A 15,271-nucleotide genomic window follows, 5' to 3' on the forward strand; every position below is an offset into this window, starting at 1 on the left:
GTTATCTCCGGTACTCGCTGAGTTCCCCGGTGCCGTCTGGCGCGGGGCGTGAACCAATGAAGCCGAAGCCCACCTCAGCGAGTGCGCTGCGGGCCAGGGCTGTGAGTTCCAGTGCGCGCTGCACGCTGGGCGCGTAGCACGTGATCTGGAGGAGCTTGGCGGTCGCGGCGCGGCGATACCCAGGTGCGCCGGTGTCCGCCACGCGGTCGAGGACGATGACCTCTTCGCCGCCGGGGTCCGGTTGCCCGCGCATCAGCACGGGCGGCACGTCCGGCAGGGCCAGCAGGGTGTCTCGGGCGAGGGCGAGGGTGTCCAGCATGTCAGCCACGGGACCTCACCTTCTCAGCGGCGGGGCGCACGAACGGGCGGGCCGCGATGTGCCGCGTTCCGAATTCGAGGGCGAGGGCGTAATCGACGTTGGTGCCGACGCGCCAGCGGTACCGTTCGACCTTCAGGGCGACGATGCTCTGCCGGAGGCGTCCGGTGTCCACGGCGGGCGGGTCGCCAGGCGCGGAGGCCGTGTGCCGCCCATACGTCTGGCCCCGGCCGGGCTGGCTGAGCTGTTCCACGATCTCGGTTCGCAGTTCCTGCGCCTTCACGGCCACGGCGCGCCCGAGGGCGTCCAGGGCGGCGGCGCGGACGCCACTGAGGTCCGCACTCACGGCCGGGCCTCGACCAGGGCGGCGGCGTAGGACGTGCGGCCTTCGACGCTGATGGCCTCCCACGTGCGGCCGCGCAGCTGGTAGCGGTCCCCCACGGCCACGGGGCGGGTGGGCACGAACCGGATGCGCAGACGGGTGACGGTGCTGCTCAGGCCCGCGCGGTTGGCCTGCTCAGCCGTGATGGGCGACACCCGCGCCCTGACGGTCTCGCCGGGGGCATAGGTGGCGGTTCCCTCGCCCAGGCGGCCTGCCGTGGTCGTGCGGACCAGCAGGGTCACGACCTCCGGCTCCGGGCGCCGCAGGGTGGCGTGGGCGCTCACGCTACCAGCCGCCCCATTCGATGTCCCCGCTCCACTCGCCGGCGTCCGGCGTGGCCTCCGGGGGGATGCGGGAGGCCCACTCCGCGTCCAGGTCCTGGAGGCGGGTGGCGGTGGCCGTGGTCTGCACGTACTGCTCACTGGTGTCGCCTTCCGTCCGCGCCTGGACGCGGTCAGGGCGCAGCAGGTAGGCCAGGGCTGTGCGGTACGGCCGGAAGTACGAAGTGGCCGGGTCGCCGCGCTGCACGGAGTCGTCTGCCAGCTGGTCAGCCCACTGCTGGTCCGTCCAGCCGCTCGCGTCCCCGATCTGCCGCTGCGCCAGCGCCAGGCAGCCCAGGGCGTCCGTGGGTGCGGTCGGGCTCACGGTCAGGGCTCCGGCGTGGCCAGGGTGCGTTCAGCGGTCGCCGCGCGGATCTTGTCCGTCAGCGTCTCGGGCTTCCAGTTGGGCATCAGCGGCTTGATGCCCAGCTGGGCGGCCTGTTCCCGCAGGACCACCGTGTGCGCTTCCAGGCGCTTGTTCAGGTCGTCTTCCGAGTCGTCAGCCGTCCAGTCCAGCCCCAGGCCCGCCAGGCGCTCCCGCAGGGCAACCAGTTTGCTGCTGGGGGACTGGTCGGAGGTTTCGCCGGGGGCGTCCACCTCTTCCAGGTCCTTGTTCTTCAGGGCTTCCTGGTACTGGTAGCCCTCCGCTTCGAACACCTGCCCGGTCCGGCGGTGCCGGAACCACCCGCTCTTCGTTTTCGTGTCGTCAGGCATCCTGCCCTCCTACGTGGGAGCGGCCGGCGAACCCTGGTGGGTCTGCCGGCCCCTGGCCGCGTTTACTTGCTGAGCTGGCCCTTGCTGAAGGTGCCGACGGCCATGGCCTTGGGGTGCGTGAGCTTCGCGCCGTACACGTGCAGGCCCTTGACGCCGGTGCCGAATTTCGCTTCCGGGCGGTATGTTTCGGTCTTGACGATCTGGTCTGCCCAGGTGATCACGGGCAGGCCCGCCATGATCTTGTACTTCGCCCCGGCGACGTTGGCGACGTTGTTGCTCTGGTAGACGGTCACGCCGTCGATGTCCCCGGCCATGCCCGCTTCAGTGATCTTGTCGCCCAGGCTGCTGGCGCGGTCACCGAACTGCGTCTTCAGGGCGCGGATGAACCACGGGGGCAGCACGATGCGGCGGTCGGTGGTAGGCACGTCCGACTCGTCCAGCTTCTGGGTGAGGTCCAGGAAGGCGTCGTAGGGTTTCGTTTCGCCCGCGCCGAAGCCGATGATGATGGGCGTGGCGTCGCTGCCCACGGTGTTGGCCACGTCGATGGCGCTGTGGAAGCTGGCCGCGTAGCGGTCACGCACGTCGCTGATGGCGCGGGCGGCGTTCTTGCTGCCCTCGTCCACGATGCGCAGGATGCTCTGGCGAGCGTCCACGTCATCCACCACGAAGTTGAATGCCTTGCGCTGGTCCACGACCAGGTCGAGGGCTTCGTCGGACAGCCCCTCGGCGGCGGCCAGGGTGCCGGTGTAGTCGCTGACGGTGACCGCGCCGATCTGGAGGATGCGGACGCTGTTGCCCGCGTCGCGGATTTCGCCTTCCCAGTTGCGGTTGGTGAAGGCGCTGCCGAAGACGAAGCTGCGTTCCAGGTACATCAGGATACGGGCGGACCACATCTTGGGAATGCTGACAGTGAGCATCAGTTACCTCCTTTCAGGGCCGCGTCGAACGCGGCGTTGATGTCCCCGATGCTGCCGCTGGCCAGCGCGGTGTCCAGGGCGGGGACGCCGCCGCCCTGCGTGCCGCCCCCGCCGTCCGGGCTGGTCACGGTGGGCGTGACAGTGGGCGTGAGGATGGGGTGATCGGCCAGCAGCGCGTCGATCTTCACGCTGCCGTCCGGGTTCAGGTGCTTGGCCGGGTCGAGGACCTTCAGGGCTAGGTCCGCGTCGGCCACCTTGTCGGTCAGGGCGGCCTTGCGGGTGCTGGTCTCCTGTTCGGTCTTGAGGCGCTGCACCTCGGCTTCAGCGTCGGCGGCGCGTTTTTCCAGTGCGGTCTTTTCGGCTTCGGTCATCGTGCTCTCCAGTTCAGCGGCGCGTGCCTTGGCACGGTCGGCCTCGGCAACAGCGTCATCACGCTCTTTGCTGAGGCGGGCGATCTCCCGCAGCACCTCCGCGTCGTGGCTGGGCACGAACGCGGGGGCGTTGGGGGAGGGGGCGGGCGTCTCCGGCGCTTTGTCGCCGGGCTTGGGGTCGGAGTTGGGTGCCGTCATCTGCTACCTCCGTGGGGGGATGTCACTCAGAGGCCCGTGAAGGCCCCTCGAAGTGCGGTTGTGGAGTGGGATACCGCTCAGCCCCCTGCTGCCTGGATTTAAGGGAAATCCAAGGCGAGAAACGGGTGCGCAGCAAACGCGACACCCCCGCACGGGGCGGGGGTGTCTGGCGGGGGGCGTCCCAGATTGGGATGATCACATCCTACGGGTGCGATTTTCCGCCCGCACGCACATCTGCGCCGGGCTAGGCTGAAGGGGTGAAACAACTGATCTGGATGCTGCCCAGTGTAATCGCTCTTGCCAGCTGCGCCCCCACGGCGACCGTTGAGACTCCCACCACGGACAGGCGGGTGTACGCCGCGACATGCGCGCAGGTGCTTGACGCCGTGGCGATCGCCGCGCCCAGCATCCGCCCGGCGTCCCTGGGCGGCGCTGGTGGTTGGCAGGCGTTCCAGGCGAGCGGCCGCACGCCGTCCACGCTGGTCACCCAGGCGCGGTCCACCACCCTAGGGACAGGAACGGCCACCACCATCACCTGGATGTGCAGCGAGGCGGACGGGACCGCCACCGTGACGGCCAGCAGCACCGGCCAGCGCCCCGATTACGCCCAGGCCAGCCTCACGGCCTTCTGGCAGGCCATCAAGCCGTAAGCACCGGGATAGCGATACAGCGACACAGGAACGGTTCGCCTGGGTGCCCATCCGCTGGTGGGGAATCCCAGGCGAATTCCGTGCCGTCCCGCGCCTTGTGCTCCGGCCGGACGCGACTGTCACTCGCGGACCTCCAGATGTACCGGGTGACGCCCGCCTCCGCCTGACTCTCGCGCATGGCGAAGCTGGCCGCGTTCCCGATCTCCTGCCGCGCGATCCGCACGGCACGCGCCCGGCTGACGTTCACGCGGTCCTTCATGTTCGCCGCGATCTGATCGATGCCCTGGCCGCGTTCCAGACCGAGGCGCAGGGCGCTCTGGATCTCCGAGCGGAAGCGGGGCGGTTCGTTCCCCCAGAATTCGCGCATCCGCACTTCTGCGGCGTCCATCCACCGCAACTGGAGCGTGGCCGGCACGTTGAAGGCGTCCGTGACCACCTGACTGGCAGCGAACATCTCAGCGGTGGCCGTCACGCCGGTTTCCAGGGACGTACGCACAGCGGTCGCCAGCCCCTGCGGCGCCTCGACCAGGTAGGCGGTGGCGTCATCCCAGGCGGCCATGAGCTTGTCCATGTACCGCACGCGGGCCAGGGGGCTGTCTGTCTCGGTCGCTGCGCGCAGCAGGGCGATCAGGTCACTCAGGTCCAGGTCTCCGTACAGGGCCTGCACGAGTTCGACGGCGCGGGCCTCCCGCTCGTCACCCTCGCTGCGCAACTTCCGGACGATGCTGTCAAGGCTCACGGCCGGCTAGGCGGAGTGGGGATGGTGTCCGCCTCCTCTGCTTCCAGCGCAGCGTCGATGTGGGCCTGGGTGATCTGCGACATGCCCAGCGACTGGAGGCCGCTGAACCACACGCTGCGGGGCAGTCCGGCCTTGTACTCCTCCAGCAGCTGCTTGCGCTCGACCGCCACGTCGCGGGTGAACCGTGGTTCCAGCGTGACGCGCCAGCCGGGGCGCAGATCACTGCCCGGCAGGGCCGCGCCCAGCTCATGCGCCTCGGTCAGGGCGTCCGCCACGCTGCCAGCGATGCTCTCCACGCTCTCGGTGTACGCCTCGCGCTTTTCGGCCAGGGCCTCGCCGCTCAGGTCGCCGCCCGTGTCCGGCATGTTCATGGCGTCCCGCACGTCCGACCGGGCGGCCGTCTCCTGCTCCCTGTACTCGCCCAGCACGACTGGGTCCAGCCGCTCGTACGTGGCGCCAGCATCCATCAGGCGGATCATGTTCACGCCCACGCGCTTCAGGTCCAGGACGAGCGGATGCCGGGGGTTATCCGTCGCCAACTTCGAGAGGTAGTCACTCTTGACGACCCGCTCCTCGAAACCGCCGCGCGTGGCGATGAAGGCCAGCAGCACGGCGAACTTCACGTACCGCCGGTACGCGGGCAGGGCGGTCTGCGCGATGCCCTCCGGCTCACGGTCCGCGTCACGACCCACGATGCGGAACGCCACGGGCAGCCGGTCCAGCGCGTGCCGCTGCTCGAACGTCTGCGCGGGCGCCCCCATGAACTTCTGCCAGTCATCCAGGGCGCTGAAGACCTCCAGCAGGCCCGGCGAGTAGCGCCGCACGTCGTACACCGTCTTGTCGCCCAGGCGGTAGCTGGTGACCTGCACCAGCGCCGCGATCTCGTTCACGTCCCCGGACTCGTACACCGGCCACAGGAACCCCGACAGCGCGGTCAGGCGGCGCTTCCCGTCCGCACGCACGTGCGGCCAGAAGGCGAACTTGCCTGACACCAGGGCGTCCACCGTGGCGTCCTGCACCAGGTTGCGACCACGCGCCGTCAGGTCCGTGCCGGGGTGGCCCTTGTCCGGCGCGTCGCCCTCACCCTCGTACTCCCAGTTCAGTTCGCCACGGGTCATGGCCCGCACGTACCGGCTGGTGCCCTGCTGGAGGAAGTTGGGGATGTCGCGGTTGCTGGCCAGCAGCTTGGAGTCCACGCCGGGGAACAGGTCGTTCACGATGCGGTCCACGCCCTTGCCGCTGATCGCCGACCGCGCAGCCGTCTCCATCGTCCACGCGGCGGCCATGTCGGTCATCTGCCCTGCAATCAGGGCGTTCAGTTGTGCTGTGTCCATTCAGCCCTCCTTACAGGGTGATGATCATGCCGGTGGTTCTACTGGCCGCCGCATGCGCAGCTAGGCCGCCCGCCCAGAATTCATCTGCGTGACCGTCAGATTCACTTTCCGCGTCGTAGCGGACATTGCCCGCGCTGGTGGTCACCTTCCGAACCTTGTGCAGAGACCGTCGAAGGCGCTCCTCTTCGGGAATTCGGATGGTCCGGTCTTCGAACATGCGACGGAACGAGGTGGCGAGATCATTCTTCACGGCACCTGTGAACGTCACTGGTTCCACCTTCCCACCGTGCCGCTCCTGTGCCTGTTCAGCCAACTGCATCCCCAGGCCCGTGGCGTCGATGCACGCCCTGGTGACCAGGGGCAACACAGCGTCAAGGCGGGCAGCCTGCTGGCTGAAACTGGCCCCTTGGATGCGCTCCATCAACCGCGTCCAGTACACATCTCCAACACGCTCCAACAGCCACAGCACCGTCAAATCCCTGCGGCGCCCGATATCCACTCCCAGATACCGTTCGGACATCTGAAGCAGCTGCTTCAGGTCGTAGTCCAGGGTTGCGCGAGGATCCTCGACGCTGGCGATCAGGGCGTATGACAGGAAGGAGGTGGCCTCGTCCAGGAACTCACAGAGATATTCCTGGGTCCACATCTCGTCATCGTCCAGACCCGCTTTGAGTTCCTCAGCATCAACTGGTAGCCCCTGCGCCACCGCGTCGTGGATCGTGACCTTGTGCCTGCTCCACACGGCCTTGACTCCTGCCCGCTCCCCCTTGCCTTCCCACAGTTCGTAGAACTTGTTGTTCCGTCCGTTTGGGGTGCTGATCACCCGGATCTTGTAGTCGGGACGGCGTGTGATGATCGGGTACAGAGCGCCCCAGATCGCCCGACTGTCCTTGTGGAACGCGAATTCATCTAGCAGCACGTTGCCGCTATACCCACGGGCCGTGTCGGGGTTGGCTGGCAGGAAGATGTGTCGAGAGCCGTTCGGGAGGCGCAACTGGTATTCCGTTATGCGTTCGCCATCGTCCGTCTTGAACCAGCCTTCGACCGACTCTGCAGCTGTGCGGTATGCCTCCAGGTGCTTCTTGGCGGTGTTCGCCAGTTCCAGAGCCTGGCGCTCACCCCTGGATAGGTAGATCCAGGTGGTCTGACGTTCCAGGCTGTCGTCGACCGCCTCCAACGTCGTGCTGAAACTCTTGCCTGACTGCCGGGACATCAGCCCGATCTTGAAGCGGCTGCGGTCCTGAACCCACTGTCGCTGGTAGGGCAGCAGGATGGGACTCATGGGATCTCCGGGAGTGGCGTGGCTTCGCTCAGCCCGTAGAGATCCCGGCGGATAGACGCCAGAGTCTCTGGGTCCAGCCCCTTCGCCTGGGCAGTCGCCGTAATGGCCTTGTCGGCTGCTTCCAGTTTCTCGCGGCTAAACACCACCTCGGCTTTCTTGACTTTAAGCAGGGCCTCAATGGCACGGATCACGCCGTTGATGGCCCCTTTCTGTGTCAGGTCCAGCTCTGCCCCGTCCAGGGCGCGGATGGCCTTGTTCACGAGCATGTTCAGGAACGCCTGTTCCATGCCCAGGGTCTGCCCGGTCGCGGCCGCGATCGCCTCAACCTGGCGCTGCGCCTCGATCGCTCCCAGCACGTCCGGCATCAGGTGGTCGGTGCGGTGGCGGCTGAGGCCCGCCTTGCTGATGATCGTGCCGTGCGCGGCCGCCCAGTCGATGATCTGGTCGAAGGTGTAGCGCTCGCCGTCTTCGTCGGTTTCCTTGCCCATCAGGCGCAGGTCGATGCCTTCCCGCACGCTGGAATTGCAGACCTTGCACCTGGGCCGCAGCAGCGCGGCGATGTCGTAGTCAGCCATGGTGTCCCCTCACGGCCCGTGAGCCGGTACGTCCGCCTGCGCGGGCGCAGGTGCGGAGATGGCCGCTGGCATGCGCGAGAGCAGCAGGGCGCGGTTCTCCAGCGCGATGGCCAGGGCCAGCACGGCCAGGATCACGGCCAGTACCGTCAGGGCGGTCAGGGGGATGTACAGCCGCCCCAGATACCCGATGTCCTTGCGCAGGCCGCTGAAGCCGCTTTCCATGGCGATGCAGACCCCATTCATCTTCTCTTCCAGGCGTCTCAACTCCTGTCCTTCGTTCCAGTCCACGGTTATCGCCTCGGCTGGAGCAGCAGGCCCGGCTCCCGAGTGCGGGCGTCCCGCGACTCGTACAGGTCGATGCCTTTCTGGGTGAGCGTGACGGACTCGTAGATGGTGTGATCGTCCAGACCCCATTCGACCGTGACGTACCCGGCGCCTTCCAGCCAGCGCAGGCTGTTCAGGGCGAGGTCGGGCGGGGGCATCATGCCGCTGGCGCCCAGGCCCTCCAGCATCAGGCGGGTGGCGGTGCGCGGCGTGGCCGGGTCGCACAGGCCGTTGTCCTGAAGGCGGTACAGGTGGGCCAGGAGCGTGCCTCGGGCGGTGCGGCGGGCGTACTGCTGTTCGTGTGGTGACATAGGGTTCCTCCAGAGATGCGCCCCCGGCGGGAGGGCCGGGGGCGCGGGACGGATGGATTATTCGAGTTCGTACAGGGGATCAACGATGCCCAGGGCATCCGTGAGGTATTCCCATAGTGTTCCCTGTAGTTCCGTGTCGTAGGGCGGCACGATGCAGCTTCGTTCGAACAGTTCCATGACGTCTCTGTGCAGCTGAGACCGGATTTGTTCTTTGGTGCGGTGGGCGACGGTCTGTTCCAGCATCTGTTCTCCGATGGGCAGGATGGTGGTCAATCCTCCCACGCGCGCGTGGCGCTCCCTCCAGAGTCGTTGCAAATTGAGTTCCCGTGTTGCCCGATTTCAACGTTTTCAAGTTGCCCCCATCGGGGGGGGAGGGGTTGTTTCTGAGCTCTCGCGCGTGTTAGGCAGCCGCTCCAGAACCCCACCACCTCTAAGCGCCCTCCACAACGCGCTGAACGCCGCCTCTTCGTCCTGATCCATCGTTGGGGCGTGCGCTTGGTAGTGCTCCCGTCCGTCCTGATCCAGCCCACGCACCAGCACATCGTCACGCAGCAGGTAACTGACCAGTTGTGTCTGCTGCGCGTCTGGCAGGCCCGCACGAGCCGTACGCAACTGCCGGTGCGTGACCTGCCAGCGACCGCCGATCGTTAACACCGTCACGGGGTCGGGACTGCGGCACTCGACTGCTCCAACCAGTGCCACCTGGGCGTTGAGGTACCGGCCGGTCCGCATGGCCTGCGCCAGTAGTACTGGCCAGGGCTTCCGGACCGGGATGGGTGGGGGCGCTGAGTAATCGATAGCAGGAGGGGGAGGCGCGGCGGCCTCCCCCTCGGGTTCCTGGTTCAGAAGTCTTCGAAAAGTGACGGACAGCTGCTTGCGTCCGGTGGTAGGTACGCCCGGAGTTGCAGGGTGTCCACCAGCTCGGGCGTGGCCGGCATTGGCAGGAACTGTTCGATCGATTCCCGGCGCACCCTGTACCTCTCGCAGCGGGGGTTCGTGCATACGCGATACCTCCTGTACGCCACGGCTCCCTCCGCGTCCACCAGGATCAGCCCCGATGGGATGACCACCGTTTCCTCCTGGCAGATGTCGCACGGCAGCGCGGCCACGTTACCGTTCCTTCCGGAGACGTGTGGATGCTCGCAGGCTACCGGGCGGCAGGGGGTACCTGCTCGCAGTACTGCGGGCCGTGCCAGTCAGCGAGGAGCCGAGTTGTGCGGGTGCCTGAACGGTAGCACGCCGCGCGGCGATCGTCGCCACCCCCCCCACCCTCGTCACGCGCCCACCTCAGCCGTCGCCAGCAGTTCCCGCGCCTCGTGTAGGGCGTTCTCCACGTGGCTGCCCCGGCACAGCAGCCAGCGCCCGTGGATGTCCTGCACCGCCACGTTGATGCGGCTCAACTGGTCAAGCACCCCGGCGACCGCCGCATCCTTCAAGCCCGCCGTCCTGGCGATCCGGTAAGCGGTCTGCCCGTCATGCGTCATCGCCGCCAGCACGCGGGCGCGGCGCATCCCCGTGCGGCCGCTCATTCCAGCACCCCCCACGCCCGCAGGTACGCGACCAGCGCGGCCACGCCCAGGTGGTCGTTCACGCCCTCGCCCTTCCCGCTGGGCAGCGCGACCTGCACCCGCCATTCCAGCACGGCGTACGACTGCTTCTCCCCGTGCTGGAAAACGGAACTGCGGACACTCTTCCTGGTCTGCATCTTCATGCTGGCGCCCTCCGTTTCCTGGACGCGCTCCACGACTGTGATCAGGATGGGTGCGTCCGCTTCCCCGCTGAATCCGCACTGGTACTCCGGCAGCACCTCGACGCTGTATCCCCCGGCGCCCTCCAGATTCCAGACGTTCCCCGGCACGTCGATGCGTTGCGAGGTGTATCCGTCCTTCACGTGAGGCAGAAGGGCCAGCAGCTCAGCCAGGCGGAATTCAGGGGACCGCCTCAGGTCCACGAGGCGCAGCAGCGGGCCGCTCACAGTCCACCCCACGCGCCGCGTTCATCCCCGATCACGCGCTGTGCCACGGCACCCAGCCGGTCCTGCACGTCGCTGGCCAGCATCACGCCGGGCAGCAGCGTCAGGCGGTGCAGACCGTCACCGGGGGTCATGCGCAGCGTCACGACCTGGTCGTGGAGCACGCCGCCCAGCAGCGCCTTCATGTTCAGGAACTGTTCCAGCACGCGGGCCATGCTGCGCCGCGCGGCCAGCGTCACGACCTGGGCGTTGTCGTCCTGCCACAGCAGCAGCGTGATGTCCTCAGCGCAGTCCGGCGCCGCGCCGTCCGTACCCCAGTCGGCGAAAGCGCAGGGGCAGGGGCCGTAGGTGCTGCCGTCCACGCACAGCGGCAGGCGCGGCAGTTCCCCGGCGCTGGGCCACAGGATGCGGCCCTCGCGGTAGGCCAGCACGACGGCCGTGATCTCCGGGCCGAATTCGCCGGTCAGGGTGTTCGTGAACGTTCCGGCGTCGTAGTCGAGTTGCAGGGCGGGCAGGTTCAGCGGTGCGGTGGTCATCGTGGGCTCCAGGTGTGGCGCTGCGTGCGCAGGAAGAGGCGGTACAGGCGGATCAGACGGTCACGGGGTTGGGTGGTCAAGTGCCAGTGGCCACAGGCGGGGCAGCGGTAGGCGCGAAAGGTACTCCGGTAGCGCTGGTTGCCCCGCGCCCAGCGCAGCGCTTCACGCTGGCCTCGGTAGGACGACTTGTTCGTTGCGGGGCACTTGGGCAGCACGGTCATCCACCTCCAGAGCCAGAGGTGCGTTGATGAACTCGCGGGCGTCCGAGGCGCAGGCCGGGCAGTGCGTCAGGCCCCCGATCTCTTCCGCGCAGGCGGCGCAGGTGGGCCGGTGGCAGCAGGCGCAGGCGCGGCGGGCTTTGCGCTGGCGGCAGGTTGTGCAGGTCATCAGCGGCCCGCCTTCAGTTCCTGCGTCCGCTTGCGGTCGCAGTGGGTGCAGCACTTCCGGTCGTTCGGTCGCTCGTTCTGATCGGGCTCGTCCGTCAGGGTCAGCTTGCCGCTGTCAGTCATCAGGCCGCACAGGGTCATGCGGCCGCGCACGTAGTGGGGGGCGCCGAAGGCCCACAGGCGGCTCCAGCCTTCAGCGGAATTCACCAGCGCCCCCGATTCATCGCGGCGTGCTCACGTTCCAGGAACTGCTGCACCTGCACCAACGCGTGGCGCCGGACCATGCGTCCACCGGCCTCCCAGCCGTCCCGTACGTTCTGAGGGAGGTCGGTCCATTCCGGCATGGGACGCCCGTCCCAGGTCAGCCCGCCCAGCCTGCTGCGGTAGGCCGAGTAGTTGATGTACCCGGGTGCGTCCTGCGGCGTGGTCACCGGGCACCACAGGTGGGCCTGGTAAGTTTGCAGGCGCAGGCGCTCCTGGGGGTGGTGTTCCAGGCGCCAGCCGATCATCCCGGCGATGTTCGCCACGTCCACCATGTCCAGGTTGGGTTTGGCGACGTGTTCCAGCAGGCAGTCGTACAGGTGCTCGATGCTGCACTCCTCCGGGTGCTCCCAGCCGCCGCGCCCCTTCTCGCGGGCGCGGGCCAGCTTGGCTTTCATGGCGGGCGCCAGGTGCTCGACCATGGTGTTCTCGGTGTGCGTGCGGGAGTCGGTCATCTCGGTTCCTCCTGGGGCAGCAGGGCGGTCAGGGCTGCCCATTCCTCGGGGCTCAGGGCGTCCAGCTGGCTGGCACGGATGGGCACATTCGCGCCGGGGCGCTGGTGGCGGTACAGACGGGCGTACAGGGGCGTCAGGACGTTGTTCACAGCGAAGGTGTCATCCGTGGCCCGCAGGCCGGTGTGGAAGCGCAGGACGTGGCAGATCATGTCCGCGCTCACGCGGCGGGATTCGTCGACCGCGCGGTACTGATCGGTGTAGCGGCGGAACGCGGCGTACATCTCCGGGTGCTTCAGCAGGTGCCAGGTGTAGTAGGCCAGCGGGTGCGCGCTGAAGTCTGGGGCGGTCACGCTGCGGTCGAGGGGGGCCGGGTCATTCATGGGATTCCTCCAATGGGGGCATCTCGGCGTCGATCACGGTGGTGGGTGGCGCGGGCGGCGGGGGCGGGGTGGTCGACCGCAACTTCCGCCACGTGCGGCCGTCGCGGCTGACCTCGACCCACGCGGTCCAGGTGTTGGGGCTGACCAGCCGGGCGTGCGTCAGGCCGTGCTCTGCCAACAACGCGGCGAAGGGCCGGAGGGTGGGCGTGGCGGGGTCGGTCTCGCTGGGCTTGGCGACGTGACTCAGCACGATCAGCCGTTCCCGCAGGCCCACGGCGCGGAAGATTGCGCCCTCGACCTCCAGTTCGTCGGCGTAGGGGTCCTTGAGCTTCAGGCGGATCAGGGCGGCAGTGACGCGGCCGAAGCGGCAGCCGATCTCCTCGAACGCATCGATGTCCGCCATCAGGTCCGCCGCTCCGGCCACGGCCTTGATGAAGTGCGGGCTGTAGCGCAGGTCCTCACTCACGGGCTGCCGCCCCCTTTTGGTGATGGGCCTGCGGTTGCAGGGCACCAGGGACCGGACCGTACTTCACCCAGCGCTGCCAGATGTGCTCCCTCAGCTCCCACACGCCGTCGTAGGTGAAGGTGGTCCGGGTGCCACGCTGGGGAGTCTCGTGACGCACCTTCACGCCGCACTTCACGCACGTACTGCTGGTCCCGTAGGGGTTGCGGCCGAAGTGCGCGGAGAACCCCCACTGGTGGCTGCACAGCTCGCCGGTGTAGCCCTCCCGGACCACGCGCGTGCCGGCCTGCATCACGGCGGTGGTGATCAGCGGGTCGAACAGGCCGTGATCCTCGCCCGCCTCCTCGCACTGGCGGAACGTGGGCAGGCGGCCGTCCGGGCGGGTGACCAGCAGCACGATGCCGCTGGTGCTGTGGCGCACTTCGACTTCGACGGCGATCATGCGCGCTTCCTGGCGCCGACCGAGGCGCGGCGCATGGCGGCGAACTCCGCAATGTCACGCTCAGCGGCGTCCGCTTCAAGACGCTGCTTGAAGGTCAGACCGCTGGGGTGCAGAACATCGTGGCGCAGGGGCAGCTTGACGGTCGTCTGGTCCTTGACGCTCAGGGTGACAAGTTGCTCGTCCGACACGCGAATCAGCAGGTGCACGCCGGCCAGAGCGACCTGAGCGTAGGCGTTGGCCAGGGTCCGGCTGATCTTGTAGCACCCGTGCAGGTACTCCCCCAGTTCAGACGCTACGCTGAACTGGATGGCGGCGAAAGTCTCGTCCTCAACACAGCGTTCGTCGTTGAGGTATGCAGTGAACTGCTTGCCGGTCACTTCGCCCTCTTGGTTTTCGCCCAGCGGTCGCCGGCTTTCTCTACGACCTGGCCGCAGCGGTTGCAGGTGAGGATGGTGCCGGGGTCGGTGTGGTAGCGCGGCGCGACGCGGCCGTCCACGTTGATCGTCTGTCCGCACAGGGTCCGGCGGGCGCCCGGCTTGCGCAGGTGCACGGTGGCCGTCTTGACGCTGACGTACTGCGCGGGGTGACCCAGCAGGTAGCGCTCGCCCAGGGCACGCTCCGCGCTGGTGGCGGTCACGCCGGTCATGGTTTCCAGCAGCGTCATGCGCCCACCAGCCGGATGTTGACGCGCACCTGGCGGCGCTCGCGCAGGGCGTCGGTGTGGCCGTTGCGGATGCGGGCGGCGAGGTCCTGGGTCGCGGCGAGGTCGCTCAGCAGTTCCGCCTGTTCCAGGTGCAGGCGGGCCGCGCGCAGCGCCTCGAACGTGATGCCGCTGCCTTCGCGGACGATGCGGCGGTGCACGTCGGCGCGGTCGCGGAGTTCCTGTGCGGTGTAGTCGCTGTCGTGGACGGCGCTGACGCGGCTCAGGCGGCGGGTCAGGATGTTGCAGTCACGCATGGGCACGGGAGTGGGGGCCTGGGCGCGGCTGACGGCGGCGGCGGCGATCAGCGAGAACAGCAGGGCAGCGGCGGCGATCTGGAGGATCAGCATGATTCGTTCTCCTTTTCCTTGGCGGCCTGCGCCGCCTCTTCGAGTCGGGTGTGGTGGCCGCTGACGGCGCAGCAGGACCACAGGAACAGCAGGGCGGGGATGGCCAGCACTCCGTAGACCAGCAGCGCCGTGCGCATCAGGCCAGCAATCCGGAGCCGATGGCGGCGGCGAGATCCTTGTCTTTGATCAGGTCTTCGAGGCGGGCGACGATGTGCAGGCCGCCCTGGACGCGCAGGCCCTCACGGGTGCGGCGCAGCAGGTCGTACTGGGCGCGGTTGGCGCGGATCATGCCGTCGATCGCTTCCAGTCGCTCGACCGTGGCCGTGTACTTGGCGTCGTCTTCGCAGGCGATGACCAGGGCGGCGGCGCGGTCCTCAGCGTTGGTGTAGCCGCCTTCCTTGCTGATGCGGATGCGGTGGCGGGCCTTCATGCCGTCCAGCTCGCGGGTCCTCTTGGCCTTGTCGCTCTTCAGGCCGTTGTGGGTGCGGTCCAGGGCTTCGAGCTGGGCGGGAATGTCCAGCAGCTGGCGCAGGTCATCAGCGGTCGGTTTCATCACGTACCTCCAGGGCGGGGGAGAGGGCGAGCAACGCGGACAGTTCGTTGTGCAGAGCGCGCAGGACGCTCAGGTCACCGGGGGTGTAGTGGGGCGTGGCGGGGCGCGGGTGCTGCTGGTGGGCGACCAGTTGGCCGCTCTTGGCCAGGTCCCGCAGCAGCACGGCCAGCCGTCCAGGCACGGCGTTGGGGTACTCACGTTGCAGGTCTGTGGCCGTGACGGTGCCGTGCGTCAGGACGTGCGCCAGGGCGTAGGTGGCGATAGGGGAGGTGAGGAGCGCCGCGCCGCGTTCGGCGGGCGTCTCACCTCCCTGGTAGCGGTAGTGCGCCATGGTCAGGAC

At 68.1% G+C, this 15,271-nt stretch carries 30 protein-coding genes; 2 read left to right on the forward strand and 28 right to left on the reverse strand.

All coding sequences use genetic code 11. From position 1 onward, the window contains the following. Window position 1: 1 nt before the first annotated feature. The 7 genes from CBQ26_RS09120 to CBQ26_RS09150 form a co-directional block, all read right to left on the reverse strand. The gene (locus CBQ26_RS09120) at window positions 2-328 is read right to left on the reverse strand and encodes a hypothetical protein (protein WP_143342036.1); all 327 of its coding nucleotides are present in this window, start codon (window positions 326-328) and stop codon (window positions 2-4) included. Continuing rightward, a complete protein-coding gene (locus CBQ26_RS09125) occupies window positions 321-662 on the reverse strand; it encodes an HK97 gp10 family phage protein (protein WP_172418000.1) in 342 nt (113 codons plus the stop codon). The genes CBQ26_RS09120 and CBQ26_RS09125 overlap by 8 nt, the downstream gene beginning before the upstream one ends. Beyond that, entirely contained in the window at window positions 659-982 is a 324-nt protein-coding gene (locus CBQ26_RS09130) for a head-tail adaptor protein (RefSeq protein ID WP_088248317.1), read from the reverse strand. The genes CBQ26_RS09125 and CBQ26_RS09130 overlap by 4 nt, the downstream gene beginning before the upstream one ends. Before the next feature lies 1 nt (window position 983). After that, on the reverse strand, window positions 984-1,343 hold the full coding sequence (locus CBQ26_RS09135; protein ID WP_088248318.1) for a hypothetical protein: 360 nt from the start codon (window positions 1,341-1,343) through the stop codon (window positions 984-986). Between the two features lie 2 nt (window positions 1,344-1,345). After that, window positions 1,346-1,732, reverse strand: coding sequence for a hypothetical protein (locus CBQ26_RS09140; protein WP_088248319.1), 387 nt, complete (start codon window positions 1,730-1,732; stop codon window positions 1,346-1,348). A gap of 62 nt (window positions 1,733-1,794) precedes the next feature. Further along, entirely contained in the window at window positions 1,795-2,649 is an 855-nt protein-coding gene (locus tag CBQ26_RS09145; protein ID WP_088248320.1) for a P22 coat protein - protein 5 domain protein, read from the reverse strand. Continuing rightward, window positions 2,649-3,218 (reverse strand): hypothetical protein, encoded by a 570-nt coding sequence (locus CBQ26_RS09150; protein ID WP_088248321.1) that lies wholly within the window; start codon window positions 3,216-3,218, stop codon window positions 2,649-2,651. The genes CBQ26_RS09145 and CBQ26_RS09150 overlap by 1 nt, the downstream gene beginning before the upstream one ends. A gap of 257 nt (window positions 3,219-3,475) precedes the next feature. On the opposite strand from CBQ26_RS09150, the gene CBQ26_RS09155 reads away from it, so the two are divergent. After that, window positions 3,476-3,868: a hypothetical protein gene (locus tag CBQ26_RS09155; RefSeq protein ID WP_088248322.1), complete on the forward strand. Its 393-nt coding sequence runs from the start codon at window positions 3,476-3,478 to the stop codon at window positions 3,866-3,868. Here the strand turns inward: CBQ26_RS09155 and CBQ26_RS09160 are convergent. From CBQ26_RS09160 to CBQ26_RS09195, 7 genes are read right to left on the reverse strand one after another with little or no spacing between them, the layout of a single operon-like run. Beyond that, the gene (locus CBQ26_RS09160) at window positions 3,858-4,607 is read right to left on the reverse strand and encodes a minor capsid protein (RefSeq protein ID WP_088248323.1); all 750 of its coding nucleotides are present in this window, start codon (window positions 4,605-4,607) and stop codon (window positions 3,858-3,860) included. The genes CBQ26_RS09155 and CBQ26_RS09160 overlap by 11 nt on opposite strands. Continuing rightward, a complete protein-coding gene (locus CBQ26_RS09165; RefSeq protein WP_172418001.1) occupies window positions 4,604-5,941 on the reverse strand; it encodes a hypothetical protein in 1,338 nt (445 codons plus the stop codon). Before CBQ26_RS09165 ends, CBQ26_RS09160 begins: the two co-directional genes overlap by 4 nt. A gap of 10 nt (window positions 5,942-5,951) precedes the next feature. After that, window positions 5,952-7,223, reverse strand: a complete 1,272-nt coding sequence (locus CBQ26_RS09175; RefSeq protein WP_088248324.1) for a terminase large subunit domain-containing protein — start codon at window positions 7,221-7,223, stop codon at window positions 5,952-5,954. Further along, a complete protein-coding gene (locus CBQ26_RS09180; RefSeq protein ID WP_088248325.1) occupies window positions 7,220-7,798 on the reverse strand; it encodes a phage protein Gp27 family protein in 579 nt (192 codons plus the stop codon). Before CBQ26_RS09180 ends, CBQ26_RS09175 begins: the two co-directional genes overlap by 4 nt. 9 nt (window positions 7,799-7,807) lie before the next feature. Further along, complete coding sequence (locus tag CBQ26_RS09185; RefSeq protein WP_143342038.1) at window positions 7,808-8,041, reverse strand: hypothetical protein; 234 nt, start codon at window positions 8,039-8,041, stop codon at window positions 7,808-7,810. Between the two features lie 47 nt (window positions 8,042-8,088). Beyond that, complete coding sequence (locus CBQ26_RS09190; protein ID WP_088248327.1) at window positions 8,089-8,433, reverse strand: hypothetical protein; 345 nt, start codon at window positions 8,431-8,433, stop codon at window positions 8,089-8,091. A gap of 57 nt (window positions 8,434-8,490) precedes the next feature. Then, window positions 8,491-8,706 (reverse strand): hypothetical protein, encoded by a 216-nt coding sequence (locus CBQ26_RS09195; RefSeq protein WP_143342039.1) that lies wholly within the window; start codon window positions 8,704-8,706, stop codon window positions 8,491-8,493. Between the two features lie 216 nt (window positions 8,707-8,922). Between CBQ26_RS09195 and CBQ26_RS21845 the strand changes: the two genes are divergently transcribed. Beyond that, window positions 8,923-9,084, forward strand: coding sequence for a hypothetical protein (locus CBQ26_RS21845; protein WP_172418002.1), 162 nt, complete (start codon window positions 8,923-8,925; stop codon window positions 9,082-9,084). 623 nt (window positions 9,085-9,707) lie between these two features. Here CBQ26_RS21845 and CBQ26_RS09205 read toward each other — a convergent pair. The 14 genes from CBQ26_RS09205 to CBQ26_RS09265 all read right to left on the reverse strand — a co-directional run bounded on the left by CBQ26_RS09205 (window position 9,708) and on the right by CBQ26_RS09265 (window position 15,262). After that, window positions 9,708-9,962: a hypothetical protein gene (locus CBQ26_RS09205; RefSeq protein WP_143342040.1), complete on the reverse strand. Its 255-nt coding sequence runs from the start codon at window positions 9,960-9,962 to the stop codon at window positions 9,708-9,710. Further along, window positions 9,959-10,408: a hypothetical protein gene (locus CBQ26_RS09210; protein WP_088248331.1), complete on the reverse strand. Its 450-nt coding sequence runs from the start codon at window positions 10,406-10,408 to the stop codon at window positions 9,959-9,961. Before CBQ26_RS09210 ends, CBQ26_RS09205 begins: the two co-directional genes overlap by 4 nt. Beyond that, the gene (locus tag CBQ26_RS09215) at window positions 10,405-10,941 is read right to left on the reverse strand and encodes a hypothetical protein (protein WP_088248332.1); all 537 of its coding nucleotides are present in this window, start codon (window positions 10,939-10,941) and stop codon (window positions 10,405-10,407) included. Before CBQ26_RS09215 ends, CBQ26_RS09210 begins: the two co-directional genes overlap by 4 nt. A 386-nt stretch (window positions 10,942-11,327) precedes the next feature. Beyond that, window positions 11,328-11,534, reverse strand: coding sequence for a hypothetical protein (locus tag CBQ26_RS09220; RefSeq protein WP_088248333.1), 207 nt, complete (start codon window positions 11,532-11,534; stop codon window positions 11,328-11,330). Then, the gene (locus CBQ26_RS09225) at window positions 11,531-12,043 is read right to left on the reverse strand and encodes a hypothetical protein (protein ID WP_088248334.1); all 513 of its coding nucleotides are present in this window, start codon (window positions 12,041-12,043) and stop codon (window positions 11,531-11,533) included. The genes CBQ26_RS09220 and CBQ26_RS09225 overlap by 4 nt, the downstream gene beginning before the upstream one ends. Next, the gene (locus CBQ26_RS09230) at window positions 12,040-12,423 is read right to left on the reverse strand and encodes a hypothetical protein (protein ID WP_088248335.1); all 384 of its coding nucleotides are present in this window, start codon (window positions 12,421-12,423) and stop codon (window positions 12,040-12,042) included. Before CBQ26_RS09230 ends, CBQ26_RS09225 begins: the two co-directional genes overlap by 4 nt. Beyond that, window positions 12,416-12,889 carry a hypothetical protein gene (locus CBQ26_RS09235; RefSeq protein ID WP_088248336.1) on the reverse strand — a complete coding sequence of 158 codons (474 nt, stop codon included), beginning with the start codon at window positions 12,887-12,889 and terminating at the stop codon, window positions 12,416-12,418. Before CBQ26_RS09235 ends, CBQ26_RS09230 begins: the two co-directional genes overlap by 8 nt. Further along, entirely contained in the window at window positions 12,882-13,328 is a 447-nt protein-coding gene (locus tag CBQ26_RS09240; RefSeq protein WP_088248337.1) for a hypothetical protein, read from the reverse strand. The genes CBQ26_RS09235 and CBQ26_RS09240 overlap by 8 nt, the downstream gene beginning before the upstream one ends. Continuing rightward, window positions 13,325-13,705 carry a hypothetical protein gene (locus tag CBQ26_RS09245; protein WP_088248338.1) on the reverse strand — a complete coding sequence of 127 codons (381 nt, stop codon included), beginning with the start codon at window positions 13,703-13,705 and terminating at the stop codon, window positions 13,325-13,327. The genes CBQ26_RS09240 and CBQ26_RS09245 overlap by 4 nt, the downstream gene beginning before the upstream one ends. Then, window positions 13,702-13,992: a hypothetical protein gene (locus CBQ26_RS09250; RefSeq protein ID WP_088248339.1), complete on the reverse strand. Its 291-nt coding sequence runs from the start codon at window positions 13,990-13,992 to the stop codon at window positions 13,702-13,704. The genes CBQ26_RS09245 and CBQ26_RS09250 overlap by 4 nt, the downstream gene beginning before the upstream one ends. After that, window positions 13,989-14,378, reverse strand: coding sequence for a hypothetical protein (locus CBQ26_RS09255; RefSeq protein WP_088248340.1), 390 nt, complete (start codon window positions 14,376-14,378; stop codon window positions 13,989-13,991). Before CBQ26_RS09255 ends, CBQ26_RS09250 begins: the two co-directional genes overlap by 4 nt. Then, complete coding sequence (locus tag CBQ26_RS21850; RefSeq protein ID WP_172418003.1) at window positions 14,372-14,515, reverse strand: hypothetical protein; 144 nt, start codon at window positions 14,513-14,515, stop codon at window positions 14,372-14,374. Before CBQ26_RS21850 ends, CBQ26_RS09255 begins: the two co-directional genes overlap by 7 nt. Further along, window positions 14,515-14,931, reverse strand: coding sequence for a hypothetical protein (locus CBQ26_RS09260; RefSeq protein ID WP_172418004.1), 417 nt, complete (start codon window positions 14,929-14,931; stop codon window positions 14,515-14,517). The genes CBQ26_RS21850 and CBQ26_RS09260 overlap by 1 nt, the downstream gene beginning before the upstream one ends. Beyond that, entirely contained in the window at window positions 14,915-15,262 is a 348-nt protein-coding gene (locus CBQ26_RS09265) for a hypothetical protein (RefSeq protein WP_088248342.1), read from the reverse strand. Before CBQ26_RS09265 ends, CBQ26_RS09260 begins: the two co-directional genes overlap by 17 nt. Between the last annotated feature and the right edge of the window lie 9 nt (window positions 15,263-15,271).

The sequence above is a fragment of the Deinococcus indicus genome (assembly GCF_002198095.1).
Lineage (GTDB): Bacteria > Deinococcota > Deinococci > Deinococcales > Deinococcaceae > Deinococcus > Deinococcus caeni.

What these genes read in the sequence shown, in the direction of transcription:
- CBQ26_RS09225 (WP_088248334.1), bottom strand. Translation starts at nt 12,043, where the DNA reads ATGACCGACTCCCGCACGCACACCGAGAACACCATGGTCGAGCACCTG.
- CBQ26_RS09175 (WP_088248324.1), bottom strand. Translation starts at nt 7,223, where the DNA reads ATGAGTCCCATCCTGCTGCCCTACCAGCGACAGTGGGTTCAGGACCGC.
- CBQ26_RS09145 (WP_088248320.1), bottom strand. Translation starts at nt 2,649, where the DNA reads ATGCTCACTGTCAGCATTCCCAAGATGTGGTCCGCCCGTATCCTGATG.
- CBQ26_RS09260 (WP_172418004.1), bottom strand. Translation starts at nt 14,931, where the DNA reads ATGAAACCGACCGCTGATGACCTGCGCCAGCTGCTGGACATTCCCGCC.
- CBQ26_RS09190 (WP_088248327.1), bottom strand. Translation starts at nt 8,433, where the DNA reads ATGTCACCACACGAACAGCAGTACGCCCGCCGCACCGCCCGAGGCACG.
- CBQ26_RS09255 (WP_088248340.1), bottom strand. Translation starts at nt 14,378, where the DNA reads ATGCTGATCCTCCAGATCGCCGCCGCTGCCCTGCTGTTCTCGCTGATC.
- CBQ26_RS09140 (WP_088248319.1), bottom strand. Translation starts at nt 1,732, where the DNA reads ATGCCTGACGACACGAAAACGAAGAGCGGGTGGTTCCGGCACCGCCGG.
- CBQ26_RS09180 (WP_088248325.1), bottom strand. Translation starts at nt 7,798, where the DNA reads ATGGCTGACTACGACATCGCCGCGCTGCTGCGGCCCAGGTGCAAGGTC.
- CBQ26_RS09150 (WP_088248321.1), bottom strand. Translation starts at nt 3,218, where the DNA reads ATGACGGCACCCAACTCCGACCCCAAGCCCGGCGACAAAGCGCCGGAG.
- CBQ26_RS09165 (WP_172418001.1), bottom strand. Translation starts at nt 5,941, where the DNA reads ATGGACACAGCACAACTGAACGCCCTGATTGCAGGGCAGATGACCGAC.
- CBQ26_RS09240 (WP_088248337.1), bottom strand. Translation starts at nt 13,328, where the DNA reads ATGATCGCCGTCGAAGTCGAAGTGCGCCACAGCACCAGCGGCATCGTG.
- CBQ26_RS09265 (WP_088248342.1), bottom strand. Translation starts at nt 15,262, where the DNA reads ATGGCGCACTACCGCTACCAGGGAGGTGAGACGCCCGCCGAACGCGGC.
- CBQ26_RS09230 (WP_088248335.1), bottom strand. Translation starts at nt 12,423, where the DNA reads ATGAATGACCCGGCCCCCCTCGACCGCAGCGTGACCGCCCCAGACTTC.
- CBQ26_RS09215 (WP_088248332.1), bottom strand. Translation starts at nt 10,941, where the DNA reads ATGACCACCGCACCGCTGAACCTGCCCGCCCTGCAACTCGACTACGAC.
- CBQ26_RS09185 (WP_143342038.1), bottom strand. Translation starts at nt 8,041, where the DNA reads ATGAATGGGGTCTGCATCGCCATGGAAAGCGGCTTCAGCGGCCTGCGC.
- CBQ26_RS09250 (WP_088248339.1), bottom strand. Translation starts at nt 13,992, where the DNA reads ATGACGCTGCTGGAAACCATGACCGGCGTGACCGCCACCAGCGCGGAG.
- CBQ26_RS21850 (WP_172418003.1), bottom strand. Translation starts at nt 14,515, where the DNA reads ATGCGCACGGCGCTGCTGGTCTACGGAGTGCTGGCCATCCCCGCCCTG.
- CBQ26_RS09205 (WP_143342040.1), bottom strand. Translation starts at nt 9,962, where the DNA reads ATGAGCGGCCGCACGGGGATGCGCCGCGCCCGCGTGCTGGCGGCGATG.